The organism is Mesorhizobium sp. B2-4-14 (assembly GCF_006442155.1).
In the GTDB taxonomy this organism is placed as follows: Bacteria; Pseudomonadota; Alphaproteobacteria; order Rhizobiales; family Rhizobiaceae; genus Mesorhizobium.
The window spans coordinates 1-18522 of the sequence record NZ_VFVA01000061.1; the positions used below are offsets into that span (position 1 = coordinate 1).

The window sequence follows — 18522 nt, forward strand, 5'->3', positions numbered from 1 at the left end:
GTGGACAGCGCGCTGAAGCTCTCTGGCGCAACGGTGTGTGCGGAACAAGGCACCACCACCGAGCAGAACGTCGCCGACTACTTCACCGCCAACAAGATGAAGTACGAGGCGGTCGTCATCGATTCCGCCGACAGCATCATCAAGGCGTTCGACAGCGGCCGCTGCGATGTCTACACCACGGACGCTTCGGCGCTTTATGCGCAGCGCCTGAAGCTGACCGATCCCGCGGCTTTCACGGTGCTGCCGCAGATCATCTCGAAGGAGCCGCTGGGTCCGGCCGTGCGCAAGGGCGACGACAAGTGGTTCGATGTCGTGCGCTGGACGCTGTTCTCGCTGATCGAGGCGGAAGAGGACGGCATCACGCAAGCCAATGCGGAAGCCTCGCTGAAGTCGCAGAACCCGACGATCCGCCGGTTCCTCGGTGTCGAGGGCGACAACGGCAAGCAGATCGGGCTCGAGCCGGCCTTCGCCTACAACATCGTCGCCAAGGTCGGCAATTATGGCGAGATCTTCGAACGCAACCTCGGCCAGTCGAGCCAGCTGAAGATCGCGCGCGGCATCAACGCGCTGTGGAATGCCGGCGGCCTGATGTATGCGCCGCCCGCGCGCTAAGCCTGAAAGCCGAACGCCTGTTTGGTGCCGGGCCGGCAGCTGGCCTTGGGCTCCTTGCCCGGCCATTCCACTTCACGGAACGGAGCGGTGATCTGTGCCGTCGCGCATCATCGCCGCTCTTGTCCTTCGATCGATGTTCGAATCCGCGGTGTATAAAAACGTTTTTATTATTCTTGAAAACGTTTTTACCCGATGTTACGGATGCTGACCTCTTGGGTTAGCAGCGGTCCATGGCAGCGAGCAAAAAATCTGAACACCGGGAACTTTCGCCGACGATCAAGACGTTGGCGGCCCATACGGGTTTTTCGATCGCCACCGTCTCGAAGGCTCTGCGCGGTTCCCCCGTGGTCGCCCAGCAGACCAGGGACGCCATCGTCGCCGCCGCGCGAAATCTGGGCTATCAGGCGAACATCCGAGGCATGGCGCTGAGGACCGGCAAGACCTATCGGGCGGCGGTGCTGATGCCGATAACGTCCGCTGCCGGCTATGAGTGGGACGGCGTTGAATACACACAGATCCTGAGCGGCATAAGCCAGGCGCTGGAAAACAGCGATTATCAGCTCTCCGTTCACGGTTTCCGGGATTTCGGCGACGCCTTCGACACAGCCCGTCGCATCGTCGACCAGAGCGCGGCCGACGGCCTGATCTTTTCCGGCGTGCAGGCCGACGATCCGCGTATCGACCTGCTGGTCGAAAGCGATTTTCCGTTCGTGTCGCTCGGCCGATGCCGCAAGCCGCTCACCTATGCCCATGTCGATGTCGACAATGAATGGGCGGCATTCACCGCCACGGCCCGGCTGATAGCGGGCGGACATCGGCGGATAGCGCTGATCAACGCGGATCGCCGTCTTTCCTATGCCCTGGACAGGATTGACGGCTTTTCGCGCGCCTTCGACGAGGCAGGGCTTGCCACATCGATGGACCTTGTGGCCGACGGCGATCTGTCCACCCGCTTCGGCCGTGACAGCGCGCTCAGACTTCTTGGCTTGCCCAGCCCGCCCACCGCCCTGGTGTGCATCAACGAATCCACCACCCTGGGCGTCCTGTCGGCGCTGGGCAGCCTCGACCGGCGCGTCGGGGTGGATGTCGACGTCATCGCCTATGACGATATCAACGTCAGCGCGTACTTCACCCCGCCGATCACGACATTCTACCAACCAATCGAACTCCTCGGCCGCAAGCTCGGGGAGTTTCTGCTGCGACGCATGGCGGGCGAGGATCCGGCAAGGCTCACCATGGTCTCGAGACCCGAGCTCATCGGCCGGCAGCCGGACAATCTCGGCGGGCGAAACCGCCGCTAATCATGACATGGGAGGAAAGAGCATGAAGAAGATTCTGATCGGACTTGCGGTGGCGCTATTGGCGGCCGGCACTGCCGGCGCCGCCGACCTCGGAGGAAAGGTGCTGAAGGTGGGTTCCGACACCACCTCGCCGCCGATGGAAAGCGTCGACGCGGCGAGCGGCCAGATCGTCGGTTTCGACGTCGATGTGATCAAGGCGGTCTGCGGCAAGATCAACTGCAAGGCTGAATTCGTCACCACCGGCTGGGATGGTATCTTCGCCGCTCTCGACCAGGGAAGTTTCGACCTGGTCGCTTCCGGCGTATCCATCACCGACGAACGCAAGAAGGCGATGGATTTCTCGGACCCCTACATCATCAACAGTCAGGCCGTCCTCATGCGCGTTGAAGACGAGGGCCTGTCGCTCGACGACTTCAAGGCGAAAGGCAAGAAGCTCTCGGCGCAAGCCAACACTACCGACTCACAGGTCGCCGAAAGCATTGTCGGCAAGGACAATGTGGTCGCGTATGACAGTTTCGCGGCCTCCGTCATAGCGCTGAAGAACAAGGACGTGGACGGCGTCGTGATCAATGGCGCCAATGCTGCCGCGTATGAAAAGGAATTCGCGGGCGAACTGGTGGTGCCGATCAGGAATCTCCAATCCGATCCCCTGGGGCTGGTCTTCCGCAAGGGTGACGAGAATGTCGCCGCCTTCAACGAAGGGCTGAAGGCCATCAAGGCCGATGGCAGCCTCGACGCGCTGATCGCCAAATACTGGGGCGTGAAATAGCCGCTTGAAAGACTTTGGCTCCGGGTGCTGGGCACCGGAGCCGCCGTGAGGGAGGGACGGGACCGGATGCAGTTTCTGATGCGCCTGCGGCCCAGCAATCTGATCATCGTCGCGGCTTTGCCGTTCATCGTCTATCTCTTCGCTTCGTCGATTAACTATCAGCGCTCGCTTCGCGCCATCCTGGGCGTGGAGAACGGCTCGTCGGTCTTCGTGCCTGGCTTTCTGGCGCTGGCTGTCGCCTTTTTCGCCGGCCTTGCCGTGGTCGGGTTCTCGCGTGCTTCGTCCAGGTCACCGCGTCTCGCGATCGTCGCGGCCGGGGTCAACCTTGCCGCCGCGATGGTGCTTGCGACAACCGGCGTGGCCTATCCCTTCGTGGCATCGGTCGTGGCGAACGCCGTCGATCCGTTCACCTCCAATCTGGTGGTTCAGGGCCTTACGCCGCGGCGATTGACGGATGCCGCCGACCTCATGGTGCGCGGCCAGGCCGCACTCCTGTTGCGAGCCTATTTCGGCCTGACGATCGTGATCCTCGGTGCATTCTTCATCGCCGCCCGCAATGGCACAGGCAACGCGACGCACGGTTGTGCCCGCTTCGCACTTGCGGCGGTGAACGGCGCCGGGTTGGCTTTCATCCTGCTTTTCGCGCATATCGCATTCGCGGCGGGTGTCGCCACGACGATCCGGGCGGCCGTCGCCGCCTATATGCTGGCGGCAATGATGGGGTTGCTCTGGGTCGGGCTCCTCAAGCTCAAATACAGCTGGCGGGCGGACCTAACCTGCATCGCGGCAACCATCCTCATGATCTGCGCTGCCGCGTGGTTCCTGCTCCAGCCGCGCGACAGCTATGTGCTTGTGGGGTCTCTCGCCGGGAAGGTCGCTGTCACGGCCGGTACCCCGTCCGGGATACTTGGTCCCGTCCGCTACGGGCAATTTCCCGGAGGTCCCGACCGCGACGTGCCGCTGCGCACCTTTCGTGGCGCGCCGGAAGCGCTCGACGCAATCGGCAAGGCTCCCGATATCAGCGCGGCACTTGTCCCCGCCGCAACGGCGCCGGGCGCATTGCCCGTGCTGTGGCAAGCGGAGGCGTTGAACGATCGCGACAAGGCGTTCGGCATTACGCTCGCGGTGCTGGCGATCGTGCTTGGGCTGCTGACCTTCGGCGGTCATATCCACCGCAGGCACCCGCTCTCCATCGGCTCGGAATTCATCGTCGACACGATCCGTGGCATCCCGATGCTGGTTATCGTTCTCTATGTCGGCCTGCCGCTCGCCGGCGCGCTCAAGGACGCGACGCAGGGCGTGGTCGATCCGCCGAACCTGGTGCGCGGCATTGCCGCCATGGCGCTGGCCTATTCGGCCTATCTCGCCGAAATATTTCGTTCCGGCATCAATGCAATCCCTGCGGGCCAGATCGAGGCAGCGCACAGTCTCGGCCTCAATGGCTGGCGTACCACCCGGCTGGTTGTGTTGCCGCAAGCCTTCCGCATCATCATTCCGCCGCTCGGCAACGAACTGATCGCCATCCTCAAGGACACGTCCCTGCTCTCGATCCTGTCGATCCGTGACATCACGCAGCGTATGCGGGAATTCCAGTCGGCAAGTTTCCTGCCGTTCGCGCCCTACAACTCAGCCGCCATCTTCTACATTTTCCTGACGTTGGCGGCGGCAAGCCTCGTCAGCACCATCGAGAGAAAATATGACATCAAGCATCGATAACGCACGCCGGACCCTCGAAGCCCGCGCCGCCGGACTGGTCTTTCCGCAAGGCTTCGTGTTCGGCGCCGCGACCGCAGCCTATCAGATCGAGGGTGCGCATGACGCGGACGGCAAGGGCGAAAGCATGTGGGACCGGTTCTGCCGGGTTCCCGGCGTGATCGTGGATGGCTCGAGCGGTGACGTCGCCTGCGATCACTATCATCGCTGGAAGGAAGATATCGGTGTGCTCAAGGCGCTCGGCCTTGGCGCCTATCGCTTTTCCTTCGCCTGGACGCGGCTTCTTCCCGAAGGTCGAGGCGACGCCAACGCCAAGGGTATCGCTTTCTACGACCGGCTGGTCGACGATCTGCTTGAAGCCGGCGTCGAGCCCTATGCAACGCTCTACCACTGGGACCTTCCGCAGGCATTGCAAGACCGTGGCGGCTGGTACAGTCGCGAAACCGCCACCGCCTTTGCCGATTATGCCGGGCTTGCCGCCCGCAGCTTCGGCGATCGCGTCAAGAAATGGACGACCCTCAACGAGCCCTGGACCTTCTGCTGGTCGGGACATGCAACCGGTGAGGATGCGCCGGGATTGCGCGATGGTGTGAAAGGCGGCGTGACCGCCAGTCATCACGCATTGCTGGGGCATGGCCTGGCTGTTCCAGTCATCCGGGCCGAAGTGGCGGATGCGTCAATCGGCATCGTCTTCGATCTCAACGTCGCGGAGGCCGCTACCGATGATCCGCGCGATGTCGCGGCGACACGGCGCTTCGATGGCGCCCAGAACCGCTGGTTTCTCGATGCCGTCTTCAAGGGCACATACCCACAAGACATGCTGGAGCTCTACGGCGATCTGCTGCCGCCGATCGATGCGCGGGATAATCAGATCATCGCCGCGCCGGTGGATTATTTGGGCATCAACATCTACCGTCGCTCGGTGATCGCGGCGGGTGACGAACTCGCGCCGCTAAGCTATCGACGGGTGCAACCGGAAGGCATCTATTCGGCGGTCGACTACGAGATATGGCCGCGCTGCATGTACGACATCCTGCGTTATGTGAACGACCGCTATGCGCCGCAGGCAATCTACATTTCCGAGAACGGCGTCGCCACGACGCCGGAACAGGTTGGCGACGACGGGCGTGTCTGGGACGATCTGCGCGCCGCCTATTATGTCGATCATCTCGAGCAAGTGGCCAAGGCGGCGGTCGAGGGCGTGCCGGTGCGGGGTTATTTCGCCTGGACACTGACCGACAATTTCGAATGGGCCTATGGCTATACGACGCCCTTCGGCATCACCCATGTCGATTTCGCCACGCAGCAACGCCAGATCAAATATTCCGGCGAGGTCTACGCCATGATTGCCCGGCAGGAAACCGTGCCGGTTGCCAAGAGCGCCTGACTTGGCTGCGGAAGGGCGTGGCGGCAACGGTCCTCATAACTGGCGCCGGGCGCGGGCTCGGCCACGAGCTGGCGGTGCAATACGCCCACCATGGCTGGCGTGTGATCGCTTCCGGGCGCACGCATCCGGCTCAAGGTTGCGCAGGTCGAATCGAGTTCCAGCCGCTCGATGTCGCCGATCCCGCTTCCATTTGCGACCTTGCCACGCGGCTCGCCGGCAGGCCCGTGGATGTGCTTGTCAACAACGCCGCCATCCGCAGCGAAATCCCTGGCCTGCACAGCTTTGCCCCGGATGAATTCCTGAAGGTCGTGCGGACGAACACGCTCGGTCCGTTGTTGCTGGCGAGGGCGCTGCGCCCGAACCTGGTTGCGGGGCGCATGCGCGTCATCGCCAATATCGGCAGTCGGGCCGGCTCGATGGCTGAAGGGCTACTCGATGATTATGACGACGACTATGCCTACCGCTGCTCGAAGTCAGCGCTCAACATGGTCTGCGCTCAGTTGGCGCAGGATTTGCGCGTCGACGGGATAACGGTGTTGTCGCTCCATCCAGGTTGGGTAAAGACGGATATGGGAGGCGATCAGGCGATTCTGGCGGTCGAGGACAGTGCGCGGGGCCTGCGCACCATCATCGATAGTGCGACGCCTGGAGACAGCGGCTCCTTCCAGACGTTCGACGGCGTCCCTATCGGGTGGTAGTCGAAAGCACCCGGTCTCCACGCTGGATGCCTCCGCCGGAGCCGATCGTGTCGACAACGCGGACATCGGGTGCGACGCCTCGACAAGCGCGCCGTCGGGGCCAATGGCGATGGCGCCTCGCGGTCCGCGCTTGACGACGAAGGTCGCGCCTTCGCGCATGCTGGAGCGGATTTCTCGCGCGGCCTGCTCAGGGCTGGTCCGGCATAGGCGCAAAGCCGCCTCTTCGCGTCATACAGGGTTCATCGTGCGGACATAGCGTCTTTCCCAGGTCTTTGCTGCAATGCAAAAGGAGTGGGACATGGTGGACATAGTTTCTAGTGAAGCGGGCATCCCGAGGCCGGATCATCCGCTGGATCAATCGGGCGGCGCCAAGTGGTTCCTGCCTGCGTTCGGTGTGCTGGTGCTGGTTGGCATCATCTATGTCGGCTACGCGCTCAGCCAGGATCTGGCGGTGGCCAAGACCGTGCCGTGGATCCTGCTCGGCATCGCCCTGCTGATCGCGCTCGGCTTCGAATTCGTCAACGGTTTCCACGACACCGCCAATGCGGTGGCGACCGTCATCTACACGCGTTCCCTGCCGGCCGAATTCGCCGTGATGTGGTCAGGCGTTTTCAATTTCCTCGGAGTGCTCACCTCAAGCGGCGCGGTCGCCTTCGGCATCCTGTCGCTGCTCCCGGTCGAGCTTATCCTGCAGGTTGGCTCCTCCTCGGGCTTCGCCATGGTGTTCGCGCTGCTCGTCGCGGCGATCCTGTGGAACCTCGGTACCTGGTTCCTCGGCCTGCCGGCGTCGAGCTCGCACACGATGGTCGGCTCGATCATCGGCGTCGGCCTCGCCAACCAGTTCATGGCGCCAGCCGGAAGCGCCACCAGCGGCGTCGATTGGGGGCAGGCGACCAATGTCGGCACGACCTTGCTGGTGTCGCCGATTATCGGCTTCTTCGCCGCCGCCATCCTGCTCTATGTGATGAAATTGCTGGTGCGCAACCCGGCTCTTTATGAAGCGCCGAAGGGCAATGCCCCGCCGCCCTGGTGGATCCGCGCCTTGCTGATCTTCACCTGCACCGGCGTCAGCTTCGCGCACGGCTCCAATGACGGACAGAAAGGCATGGGCCTGATCATGCTCATCCTGATCGGCGTCGTGCCGACCGCCTACGCGCTCAACCGCACGCCCGACATCAACTATCTCGAGGCCTACAAGTCGGCTTCCGTCAACGTCGAGACGGCGCTGGGCAAATATGTCAAGCCCGGCGTCACCGTTGCCGATGCCAATGCTGCAAAGGCTGCCGTGCAGGAAGCCGTGCGCAGCAAGACGTGGACCGATCAGACGACCATTGCTCTGCAGACCTATATTCACAACACCACCGCCGAGCTGCAGCCCTATGCTTCGGTCGAAAAGGTGCCGACCGATCTGGTCAGCAACGCGCGCAACGACATCTACCTGATCGGTGAAGCGCTGAAGCTGATCGACAAGAAGAAGCTGCTGCCGATGAAGGACGACGACCTGAAGGCAGTCACCGACTACCACAAGGCCGTCGACAATGCGACGAAGTTCATCCCGCTCTGGGTGAAGGTGGCTGTCGCGCTGGCTCTCGGACTCGGCACGATGGTCGGCTGGAAGCGCATCGTCGTCACCGTCGGCGAAAAAATCGGCAAGAGCCACCTGACCTACGGCCAGGGCGCGGCGGCCGAACTCGTTGCAATGGTGACCATCGGCATGGCCGACCGTCTCGGACTGCCGGTATCGACCACCCACGTTCTGTCGTCGGGCGTCGCCGGTACGATGGCGGCCAACGGCTCCGGCCTGCAGTGGTCCACGGTGCGCAACCTGCTGCTCGCCTGGGTGCTGACGCTGCCGTGCTCGATCGCGCTCGCCTTCGTCCTGTTCATCGTCTTCCGCCAGGTGTTCTGAGCGGAGCCGAAGGTTCTCGAACACAAAGGCAGCGCCAGCGACCAGCGCTGCCTTTCTCTTTGAGCGAGGGGCAAGTCTTCAAGAGAATATGCGCATTTACGTTGAAGGGGCTCATGCCTTGGAGATTGGCGCGAAACGCCCATCGCCTCGTCGTCCGAGCGACTGGAATCTCGCCGACAATAGGTCTGATACCGGTGAAAAATCACCGCGCGGGTTTGGCTAGGTCGGGTCCTCGCGGTGCAGATCGTGGATGGCGACGCCCTCGACATTGGTCGGCAGGGTCAGCCACTGGCGATGGCGCAAGGTGCGCTGCGTGTCCTCCAGGCCCATCTCCCAGTGCTCGCGCATCGAGGTGCCGGAGAATTCATAGTCCTTGGCGTGTCCCTCGTAGCCCTTGTGCTGGTAGATCAGGTGGACGATGTTGACAACGCCGGCGTCGGAATAGTCGGCGATCAGCTCCTTCTCGCCGTCTTTCAGCAATTCGGGAGGCACGCGCTTCAGCGCCTCGAGCAGCTTCATCTTGAGCGCGTGGATGCGCTGGAAATTGTCGGTGTTCTGGCGCGTGCGGCTGGAATACATGATGTCCTTGTGGCGCGACAGCACGTCTGCCATGCCGCGTGGCAGGACGCCGCGGGCGCTGAACAGGTCGACCTGGAACACCAGCGAGGAGCGGTCCTCTTCCTGGTCGAGCAGATACTGCAGCGGCGTGTTGGAGACGATGCCTCCGTCCCAGTAGTACTCGCCCTCGATGCGGACCGACGGGAAGGCGGGCGGCAGCGCGCCACTGGCCATGATGTGCTCGGGTCCGATGCGCACCTTGTCGGTGTCGAAATAGACGAAGTTGCCGGTCCGGACATTGACCGCGCCGACGCTCAACCGCTTCCTGGCGTCATTCAGGACATCGAAGTCGATCAGGCTCTCCAGCGTATCCTTCAGTTCGGCGGTGTCGTAGAAGCTGGTGGCGCCCTCGGCGCCGGTATGCTCGAACCAGGGATTGGGATTGCGCGGCTTGAAGAAGCCGGGCTGGCCCATGGTCATCGTCATCCACGAGGAGGTGCGGTTGCGGATGTCGCGGTAGATGTCGCCCTCCGGCGTATACGACCAGATCTTGCGGCCCGAGATCGTCTGCCAGAACTGCTCCAGCCGCTGCAGCCGGCGGCTGGACTCATTGCCGGCGATGATCGCGGCGTTGATGGCGCCGATCGAGACGCCGGACAGCCAGCTCGGCTCGCAGCCGGCCTCGGCCAGCGCCTGGTAGACGCCGGCCTGGTAGGCGCCGAGCGCACCGCCGCCCTGGAACACCAGAGCGATGCGGTCGTATTGCGCCGAGATCTCCTCGATGGTGGCGGCGGCTTCCTTGTTTCGGTTGCGTTCAAGCACGAATTTTCTCCGGCAGGGTTGTGCTGTTTGCGAGCTGGCTGTAACCGGCAAGATAGTCGTGGACCACCTCGCCCAACCCGAGCGTCAGATCGGCTTTGAAGTGGACGGCGGACACGATGTCGAGCACCGGCAGCTTCGCCACGTCGGCCATGACGTGGGGCCGCAGATCGAGCGCGGCCGGCGCCGTCCAGGCTTCTTTCAGCGTGATATCGGTGAGGTAATAGCGCACCAGCTCGCAGATGCGCGGCGTGCCGTCCACATGCGGGATGATCTTGATCAGGAAATTGGGCGCGGCGAGCGAGGCAAGCACGGAATCGTGGTCAGCCTCGCGGTGCTTGTAGCCCATCGTGCCGGTGGCGCACAGAACGCTGCCATAGTGCAGCGTGCCGACGATCACCTCGCCCTCATGGACGATCTTGGGGTTGGCCAGCTTCTTTGGAAACCCCCACAGCTCGCGCCCGCCGGCGATCGGTGCGTCGTCGTCGAGATACATCGAATGGACGTAGCCGCCATGCTGGCCCTTGTAGCGCACCGGGATAACCTGGCCGGTCTCGGTGTAGTCGCCGAAGCCGGTCGAATCGGGCATGCGGATGAATTCGTACTTGACCAGCGGCTCGTCGATCTCCAGCGGCGCCGGCACGACGGCTTCGAGCGCCTCGCGCGTCGTGCGGTAGGTGATAATGATGTATTCGCGGTCGAAGAAACGGTAGGGGCCGGGCGGAAAAGACGGGTTGGTCAGCGGCATCGCATAGGCGCGCTTCAAGACATCGGCGATTTCCAAGCTGCACCCCCAAGGTTTTGTCAGGTGAAGTTTCGTCAGGCGAATTGCGTTCAGGAATGACCGCGCGAAGGCGCACCAATTATGTGACACGGCACCATGACAGTGCCGTGTCAGCCTGACGGCCGTGGTTCCGGACCGCGGGGAGCGTGCCGGCGCTGTCGTCTGGCTGTAATCGCACCGACACATGGCTCTGTCATTGTCATGCTGCGACGCACAATTTATATCGTCCTATTCCCCTCCCACTTCGCGAGATCATCATGGGTTTCCTGTCCTCGAAGAATGCCCTCGTTACCGGTTCGACCAGCGGTATCGGTCTGGCCATCGCCCGTGCCTTCGCCGCCGAGGGCGCCAACGTCACCATCAACGGCCTTGGCGACGCCGCCGCGATCAAGCAGGAGCGCACCGGCATCGAGAAGGATTTCGGCGTCAAGTGCCGCTACTCCGATGCCAATATGATGGACGGCGCGGCGGTGAGCGCAATGGTGCATGACGCCGAGGCCGCGTTCGGCAGCCTCGACATCCTGGTCAACAATGCCGGCATCCAGCATGTCGCGCCGATCGAGGAATTCCCCGACGACAAGTGGGAAGCCATCATCCGTATCAATCTGCTCGCGGCCTTCTACGCCATCAAGGCGGTGGTGCCCGGCATGAAGGCGCGCAAATGGGGCCGCATCATCAACACGGCTTCCGCGCATGCCCTGGTCGCCTCGCCGTTCAAGTCGGCCTATGTGTCGGCCAAGCACGGCATATCGGGCTTGACCAAGACTGTGGCCCTGGAAGTCGCGCAGGACGGCATCACCGTCAACGCCATCGCACCCGGCTATGTCTGGACGCCGCTGGTCGAGAAGCAGATACCCGACACGATGAAGGCGCGCGGCATGACCGAGGAACAGGTCAAGCATGATGTGCTGCTCGCCGCGCAGCCGACCAAGGAATTCGTCACCGTGGAAGAACTTGCGGCGCTGACGCTGTTCCTGTGCTCGGATTCCGCCAAGCAGATCACCGGCACCACACTGCCGATGGATGGCGGCTGGACGGCGCAGTAGCGCCGTCTGGCTGGATCGCCAGCAATTCCCAATCGCCGCAGGATGATTGGAGTTGTTCGGCAGCGATGCGCCGTGACGAGTGACCGGCTAAAGAAGGGAGAGAGGAGAGGCTTTCCCTTCGAGCCGTCATCAATCCGTTACCTGGACCTCCTATTCGAGATACCCGGAGAACGCCTGCCTGCGTGCGGCAATGCACAGCTGTGCAAAAAAGGGACGTCGGCATGAGCTTCGACCGATGACGGTGGATAAGACCTCGGACAAGCTTCGCTCGGTCAGCGCGCTGCATGTCGCGCGCCAGGCCGGCGTCTCGCGCTCGGCGGTGTCGCGCGCCTTCACGCCGGGCGCCAGCGTCGCCACGGAAACGCGCGAGAAGATCATGCGCGCGGCCGAGGAACTCGGATATCAGGTCAACGACCTCGCGCGCGGCCTGCTCGCCAACCAGAGCCGGCTGGTGGGGCTGGTGGTGACCAAGCCGGAAGTCGGTTTTCGCGCCCATCTCGCCGCGGCGCTCACCAAGGCCCTGATTCATCGCGGCAATGTTCCTGTGATGATCAACACCGGCCAGACCGAACAGGAGCTGATATCGGCCCAGAAGACGCTGCTCGGCCATCGCGCCGAGGCGACCATCATCCTGTCCGGCTCGCCGCCATCATCCTTCTTCGAACTGGCGCGGCGCAACGGCCAGCCGCTTGTGGTGATCGGCCGTTCAGAACCGGAGGCCGATCACATCCAGACCGACGGCCGCGCGGCTGCGAAGCTGGCAGCGGCGCTGTTCGTCGCGCGCGGCATGACGAAGCTCGGCCTGGCGGGCTCGCTGTCGGGCACGCCCACCATCACCGAGCGCGAGGATGCGTTCCGCGCCGAGGCGGCGCGCCTGGGGGCCGAGGTCGTGATCGCGCGCGGCAGGGATACGGACTATGCCGGCGGACTGCAGGCGGGCAGGGCGCTGATCGACGGCCAGAGCCGGCCAGAGGCAATCTTCTGCGTCAACGACCTCATTGCTTTCGGCGTCATGGACCATGCCCGTCAGGTCGGGCTCGACATTCCCGGCGATCTCTGCGTGATCGGCTTCGACGATGTGCCGGAAGCCGGCTGGCTTGCCTACCGGCTGACCACCTTCCGTCAGGACCCGGAGACCATGGCTGCCAGGGCCGTCGCATTGCTCGACCTGCGCCAGCGGAAACCGGATATGGCGCCCATTCGCGAGCGTCTGGCCGTGCCGCTGGTCGTGCGCGGCAGTTTTGTCCCGCATGACGCTGAGCGGCTTTCGAACAATTCCTCCTGAAGTCCCGAGGTCGATGCCCATGAAGATCATCCAGCTCTCCGACCCGCATCTGATGGCGCCGGGTGGCCTTCTCTACGGCTCCGATCCGCTCGCCAGGCTGGACGCCTGCCTGGCGGATATCGGCGAAAACCATGCCGATGCCGATCTGGTGGTGATATCGGGGGATCTGACCAATGATGGCGAGCGCGCCGCCTATGCGGCGTTGCGGGAGAGGCTGGCGCAATTTTCTCCGGCCTGCCGGCTGATGCTCGGCAACCACGACGACCGCGCGGTTTTCCTTGAAATGTTCCCCCATGCCGCCGAGCAAGGGTTCGTGCAGAGCGTTTTCGACGGCAGCGAAGGTCGGCTGATCCTGCTTGATACGCTGGACAGTGGCCAAGTCGAGGGCAGGCTGTGCGCCGCGCGCCTCGGCTGGCTCGACGAACGTCTGCAAGAGGCGCATGACCGGCCGGTCTTCCTGTTCATGCACCACCCGCCGTTCCGGATACACATGCCGGTGCTCGACGCGGTCAAGCTCGCCGACGCCGATACATTCCACGATCTCCTAGCGCGCCATGGCAATGTCCGCCACATCTTCGCCGGCCATGTCCACCGGCTGATCGCCGGCAGCTGGCGCGGCATACCGGTCAGCACGCTGCGCAGCACCAACCACCAGACCGCGCTCGATTTTTCCGACAGCTGGAGCCTGGGCCATGAGTCGCCCGCCTACGCGGTCATCTTCATCGACGCGGATGGGGTGATCGTGCACTTCCGAGAGTTGCCGATCGTCGGATAACACGCGGGGCGTCGACAGCATCTCGACGATGATCCGCCCGGTTCGCGGAGCTGTTTGATATCTTTCTGCTTCCACAGTCTGTCGCATCGCACAGGACACGGCTTCTTCCGGCGGCTGTTCCGCGCCTGCCGGAGGCCTTCGAAGGGTTCACGAAGTGCGCTGATTTTGGACATTAGTCTTGACAGAAATACAGATGTTCAATACCCGTCAAGTGACTGAATGAGCCTGCAATGTGGGAGGAAGAGCGGTATGGCTTCGAATGTTTCGTTGACGGGCCTTGCCCGTGATCTCGAGGAACGCGGCAAATCGGGCAAGCCCATCCGCATCGGCCTGATCGGCTCCGGCGAAATGGGAACCGACATCGTTACCCGCGTCGCGCACATGTCGGGCATCGAGATCGGCGCGATCTCGGAGCTCAACCTGCCCGCCGCCAGCAAGGCGGTGGACATCGCCTTCCAGGAAACCGGGCACGCGCGCGAAGTGTCGAACGCCTCGGCGATGACGGCTGCCATGGAGGCCGGCAAGGTGGCGGTGACCAACGATGCCAGCCTGGTCATCAACAATGATCTCATCGACGTCGTCATCGACGCGACCGGTGTTCCCGCCGTCGGCGCCGAGATCGGCTTGCGCGCCATGGAGCACGGCAAGCATCTGGTGATGATGAATGTCGAGGCCGACGTCACGATCGGCGCCTACCTCAAGAGCGAGGCCGATCGGCTCGGCGTCACCTATTCGCTGGGCGCCGGCGACGAGCCGTCTTCCTGCATGGAGCTGATCGAATTCGTCTCGGCCATGGGCCATCCGATCGTCGCCGCCGGCAAGGGCAAGAATAATCCGCTCAACATCGACGCCACGCCGCCCGACTATGAGGAAGAGGCCAGGCGACGGCACATGAATGTGCGCATGCTGGTCGAATTCGTTGACGGTTCGAAGACGATGGTCGAGATGGCGGCGATCGCCAATGCCACCGGGCTGGTGCCGGACAAGGCCGGCATGCATGGCCCGGCGGCAACGCTCGGCGAACTGAACAAGGTGCTGGTGCCGCAGAGGGATGGCGGCGTGCTGTCCAGGGTTGGCGTTGTCGACTATTCGATCGGCAAGGGCGTCGCGCCAGGCGTTTTCGTCGTCGCCGACATGTCGCATCCCCGCATTTCGGAGCGCATGGAAGATCTGAAGATGGGCAAGGGCCCATACTTCACTTTCCATCGCCCCTATCATTTGACGTCGCTGGAAGTGCCGCTGACCTGCGCCCGCGTCGTGCTCTACGGCAAGGCCGACATGGTGCCGCTGGCAAAGCCGGTGGCCGAGGTCTGCGCGGTGGCCAAGAAGGACATGCAGCCGGGCGAAAAGCTCGATGCCATCGGCGAATATTGCTACCGCGCCTGGATCATGACGGCGCCGGAAGCGCACGCGGCGAGAGCCATTCCGTGCGGCCTGCTGCAGGGCGGTTCGATAACGGCGCCGATCAAGAAGGGCGAGCTCATCACCTATGCCAACGCGGCCCCGGCCGCGGGTTCCAAGATCGCCGAACTGCGCGCCCGTCAGGACAAGCTCGTCTACGGAACCGTGGGAGCCTGATCATGGCCGGAGCCAGCAAAGCCGTCGCGGACAGCCGCGCCAACCTGCCGTTCGTCTATCGCCAGTACAGCGCCGAACAGCTCAAGCAGGTGCTCTACAAGATGTACCTTATCCGCCGCTTCGAAGAGGGCGCCGAGGAAAGCTACATGCGTGGCCTGATCCACGGCACCATGCACCTGTCGATCGGCCAGGAAGCCAGCGCCATGGGCATCTGCATGCCGCTCGGCGAGGATGACCAGATCACCTCGACGCATCGCGGCCATGGCCACTGCATCGCCAAGGGGGCCGAGGTGAAACGCATGTTCGCCGAGTTCTTCGGCAAGACCACCGGCTACTGCAAGGGGCGCGGCGGCTCGATGCACATCGCCGATGTCGCCAAGGGCAATCTTGGCGCCAACGGCATCGTCGGTGGCGGCATTCCCATCGCCGTCGGCGCGGCGCTCTCGTCCAAGATGATGAAGACCGGCAAGGTCGTCGTCTCCTTCTTCGGCGACGGCGCCAACAATGAGGGCGCCTTCCACGAGGCGCTGAACATGGCGGCGGTGTGGAAGCTGCCGGTCATTTTTGTCTGCGAGAACAATGGCTACGGCATGTCGACGTCTACGGCCCGCTCCACCGCGGTCAAGAACATCGCCGACCGCGCCGCCGCCTATTCGATGCCTGGCGTCATTGTCAACGGCAACATCTTCTCCGAAGTCGCCGAGGCATCGCACAAGGCCGTCAAGCGGGCGCGGGCGGGCGAGGGGCCGACGCTGATCGAATCCAAGACCTACCGCCATCGCGGCCACTCCAAGAGCGACCGCAACCGCTATCGCACCAAGGAGGAGATCGAGGACTGGATGTCGAACCGCGACCCGATCACGCTGTTCGAGAACGAGCTGCGCGAATTCGGCTTCATCGACGACAAGGGCATCGAGGCCATTCGCGAGGCGGTGGCGCGGGAAATCGCCGATGGCATCGAGTTCGCCAAGGTGAGCCCGTCGCCGGATGTGCGCGAGACCGGAAACTACGTGTATACGGAGCAGGCGTGATGGACGCGATGGTGCGTGAACTGAGCTACGCCCAGGCGATCCAGGAGGCCATGGCGATCGCCATGGACATGGACGAACGCGTCTTCCTGATGGGCGAGGATATCGGCGTTTATGGCGGCGCCTTCCAGGTGACGGGCGATCTTGTCGATCGCTTTGGCACCGAGCGGGTGATCGACACACCGATTTCGGAGCTGGGTGGCGCTGGCGTCGCGGTCGGTGCGGCGCTTACCGGCATGCGGCCGATCTTCGAGTTCCAGTTCTCCGATTTCGCCACGCTCGCCATGGAGCAGATCGTCAACCAGGCGGCCAAGATGCGTTTCATGCTGGGTGGTGAGGTTTCGGTGCCCGTGGTGATGCGCTTTCCCGCCGGCTCGGGTACGGGTGCCGCGGCACAGCACAGCCAGAGCCTCGAGGCGTGGCTCGGCCATGTGCCGGGCCTGAAGGTCATCCAGCCGGCGACACCCTATGATGCCAAGGGCATGCTTCTGGCGGCGGTCGCCGACCCCGACCCGGTGATGATCTTCGAGCACAAGCTGCTCTACAAGGCAAAGGGGCCGGTTCCCGAAGGCTATTATACGGTGCCGATCGGCAAGGCCGACATCCGCCGCGAGGGCCGGGACCTCACCATCGTCGCCACCTCTATCATGGTGCAGAAGGCGCTCGACGCCGCCGCCACGCTAGAAGCCGAAGGCATCGATGTCGAGGTCGTGGACCTGAGGACCATCCGGCCGATGGACAAGCAGACCGTCATCGACAGCGTCAAGAAGACGTCGCGACTGATGTGCGTCTACGAGGCGGTCAAGACGCTGGGCATCGGTGCCGAGGTCAGCGCCATGATCGCCGAGAGCGAGGCGTTCGACTATCTCGACGCGCCGATCGTGCGGCTGGGCGGCGCCGAGACGCCAATCCCCTACAATCCGGAGCTGGAAAAGGCCACAGTGCCGCAGGTTCCCGACATCATCACCGCCGCGCGCGACCTGGTGAAAGGGGTTCGCTGAAAGATGCCGACCGAAGTCATTCTTCCCAAGGTCGACATGGACATGGCGACCGGACAGATCTCGCGCTGGTTCGCCACGGAAGGCCAGCAGGTCAAGAAGGGCGACGTGCTGTTCGAGATCGAGACTGACAAGGCGGCGATGGAGATCGACGCGCCGGCCAGCGGCATCCTGCGCGATGTCACCGGCCGGGAAGGCGTCGATATTCCGGTCGGCGCGCCGGTGGCCTGGATCTATGCCGATGATGAGATTTATGCGCCAATCTCCCCCCTTGTGGGGGAGATGTCGACGAAGTCGACAGAGGGGGGCGCCGTCCCGCCAGCCTCTCATTCTGTCGCGCCCCCCTCTGCCCTGCCGGGCATCTCCCCCACAGGGGGGGAGATCAGCCAATTGTCGTCCGTTGCGCGTGCAACGCCACTGGCTCGCCGCTTAGCCCGTGAGGCAGGCCTTGCGATTGCCGATGTGAGGGGCAGCGGTCCCCGGGGCCGCGTTGTACGCGCCGATGTCGAGGCCGCGGTCGCCACAAAGGGCTCGGCAGTCACTGCGCAACCGGGCGCCGAGATCGCATTGCCGGTCGCGGCTGAAATCACGCCGGCCCCTGCGGCACCACCCAAGGCGATGTCGGACGACCAAGTGCTGAAGCTGTTCGAACCCGGCTCCTACGAACTCGTTCCGCACGACAATATGCGCAAGACCATTGCGCGGCGGCTGGTCGAGGCCAAGACCACCATCCCGCATTTCTACCTGACGCTCGATTGCGAACTCGACGCGCTCCTGGCGCTGCGCTCGCAGCTCAATGCGGCAGCGCCGACAAGGAAGACCGATAAGGGTGAAGCCCCGGCCTACAAGCTCTCGGTCAACGACATGGTGATCAAGGCCATGGCCATGGCCTTGAAGGCGGTGCCGGATGCCAATGCCTCCTGGACCGAGAGCGCCATGGTCAAGCACAGGCATGCCGATGTGGGCGTCGCCGTGTCGATCCCCGGCGGCCTGATCACGCCGATCATCCGCAGGGCGGACGAAAAGACGCTGTCGACCATCTCCAGCGAGATGAAGGATCTGGCCAGCCGTGCCCGCAGCCGCAAACTGAAGCCGGAAGAGTATCAGGGCGGCACTACTGCGGTGTCCAATCTTGGGATGTTCGGCATCAAGGACTTCGCCGCAGTGATCAACCCGCCGCATGCGACGATCCTGGCGGTTGGCGCCGGCGAGGAGCGGGCGGTGGTCAGGAATGGCGAGATCAAAATCGCCACGGTGATGTC

16 protein-coding genes and 1 pseudogene are annotated in these 18522 nt (G+C 63.5%); 14 read left to right on the forward strand and 3 right to left on the reverse strand.

Annotation, left to right across the window (positions count from 1 at the left end; genetic code table 11):
- From FJ938_RS28330 to FJ938_RS28355, 6 genes are all read left to right on the forward strand, one after another.
- On the forward strand, window positions 1-612 hold a 612-nt coding region (locus tag FJ938_RS28330), incomplete at its 5' end, for a transporter substrate-binding domain-containing protein (RefSeq protein WP_140699786.1).
- A gap of 230 nt (window positions 613-842) precedes the next feature.
- Window positions 843-1913, forward strand: coding sequence for a LacI family DNA-binding transcriptional regulator (locus FJ938_RS28335; RefSeq protein WP_140699789.1), 1071 nt, complete (start codon window positions 843-845; stop codon window positions 1911-1913).
- 22 nt (window positions 1914-1935) lie between these two features.
- On the forward strand, window positions 1936-2682 hold the full coding sequence (locus tag FJ938_RS28340; protein WP_140699791.1) for a transporter substrate-binding domain-containing protein: 747 nt from the start codon (window positions 1936-1938) through the stop codon (window positions 2680-2682).
- A 66-nt stretch (window positions 2683-2748) separates the two neighbouring features.
- On the forward strand, window positions 2749-4398 hold the full coding sequence (locus tag FJ938_RS28345) for an amino acid ABC transporter permease (protein ID WP_140699794.1): 1650 nt from the start codon (window positions 2749-2751) through the stop codon (window positions 4396-4398).
- Window positions 4379-5782, forward strand: coding sequence for a GH1 family beta-glucosidase (locus FJ938_RS28350; RefSeq protein ID WP_140699797.1), 1404 nt, complete (start codon window positions 4379-4381; stop codon window positions 5780-5782). Before FJ938_RS28345 ends, FJ938_RS28350 begins: the two co-directional genes overlap by 20 nt.
- 17 nt (window positions 5783-5799) lie before the next feature.
- The gene (locus FJ938_RS28355; RefSeq protein ID WP_181169209.1) at window positions 5800-6480 is read left to right on the forward strand and encodes an SDR family oxidoreductase; all 681 of its coding nucleotides are present in this window, start codon (window positions 5800-5802) and stop codon (window positions 6478-6480) included.
- A gap of 34 nt (window positions 6481-6514) precedes the next feature.
- Here the strand turns inward: FJ938_RS28355 and FJ938_RS30200 are convergent.
- Window positions 6515-6672 (reverse strand): annotated as a pseudogene (locus FJ938_RS30200) (carbohydrate kinase family protein); the annotation flags it as partial.
- Between the two features lie 106 nt (window positions 6673-6778).
- On the opposite strand from FJ938_RS30200, the gene FJ938_RS28365 reads away from it, so the two are divergent.
- Window positions 6779-8389, forward strand: coding sequence for an inorganic phosphate transporter (locus FJ938_RS28365; RefSeq protein WP_140608769.1), 1611 nt, complete (start codon window positions 6779-6781; stop codon window positions 8387-8389).
- Window positions 8390-8608: 219 nt separating this feature from the next.
- Here the strand turns inward: FJ938_RS28365 and FJ938_RS28370 are convergent, their stop codons facing one another.
- Window positions 8609-9769 (reverse strand): patatin-like phospholipase family protein, encoded by a 1161-nt coding sequence (locus tag FJ938_RS28370; RefSeq protein WP_140699804.1) that lies wholly within the window; start codon window positions 9767-9769, stop codon window positions 8609-8611.
- Window positions 9762-10550, reverse strand: a complete 789-nt coding sequence (locus tag FJ938_RS28375) for an acetoacetate decarboxylase (protein ID WP_140699807.1) — start codon at window positions 10548-10550, stop codon at window positions 9762-9764. The genes FJ938_RS28370 and FJ938_RS28375 overlap by 8 nt, the downstream gene beginning before the upstream one ends.
- Window positions 10551-10807: 257 nt before the next feature.
- Between FJ938_RS28375 and FJ938_RS28380 the strand changes: the two genes are divergently transcribed.
- The 7 genes from FJ938_RS28380 to FJ938_RS28410 form a co-directional block, all read left to right on the forward strand.
- A complete protein-coding gene (locus tag FJ938_RS28380; protein WP_140699810.1) occupies window positions 10808-11596 on the forward strand; it encodes a 3-hydroxybutyrate dehydrogenase in 789 nt (262 codons plus the stop codon).
- A gap of 235 nt (window positions 11597-11831) precedes the next feature.
- Window positions 11832-12881: a LacI family DNA-binding transcriptional regulator gene (locus tag FJ938_RS28385; RefSeq protein ID WP_140699813.1), complete on the forward strand. Its 1050-nt coding sequence runs from the start codon at window positions 11832-11834 to the stop codon at window positions 12879-12881.
- 19 nt (window positions 12882-12900) lie between these two features.
- On the forward strand, window positions 12901-13656 hold the full coding sequence (locus tag FJ938_RS28390; protein WP_140699816.1) for a phosphodiesterase: 756 nt from the start codon (window positions 12901-12903) through the stop codon (window positions 13654-13656).
- A 249-nt stretch (window positions 13657-13905) separates the two neighbouring features.
- Window positions 13906-15234, forward strand: coding sequence for an NAD(P)H-dependent oxidoreductase (locus FJ938_RS28395; protein ID WP_140699819.1), 1329 nt, complete (start codon window positions 13906-13908; stop codon window positions 15232-15234).
- A gap of 2 nt (window positions 15235-15236) precedes the next feature.
- Entirely contained in the window at window positions 15237-16265 is a 1029-nt protein-coding gene (locus tag FJ938_RS28400) for a thiamine pyrophosphate-dependent dehydrogenase E1 component subunit alpha (protein ID WP_140699822.1), read from the forward strand.
- On the forward strand, window positions 16265-17263 hold the full coding sequence (locus FJ938_RS28405) for an alpha-ketoacid dehydrogenase subunit beta (protein ID WP_140699825.1): 999 nt from the start codon (window positions 16265-16267) through the stop codon (window positions 17261-17263). The genes FJ938_RS28400 and FJ938_RS28405 overlap by 1 nt, the downstream gene beginning before the upstream one ends.
- Window positions 17264-17266: 3 nt before the next feature.
- On the forward strand, window positions 17267-18522 hold a 1256-nt coding region (locus FJ938_RS28410), incomplete at its 3' end, for a dihydrolipoamide acetyltransferase family protein (RefSeq protein WP_140699828.1).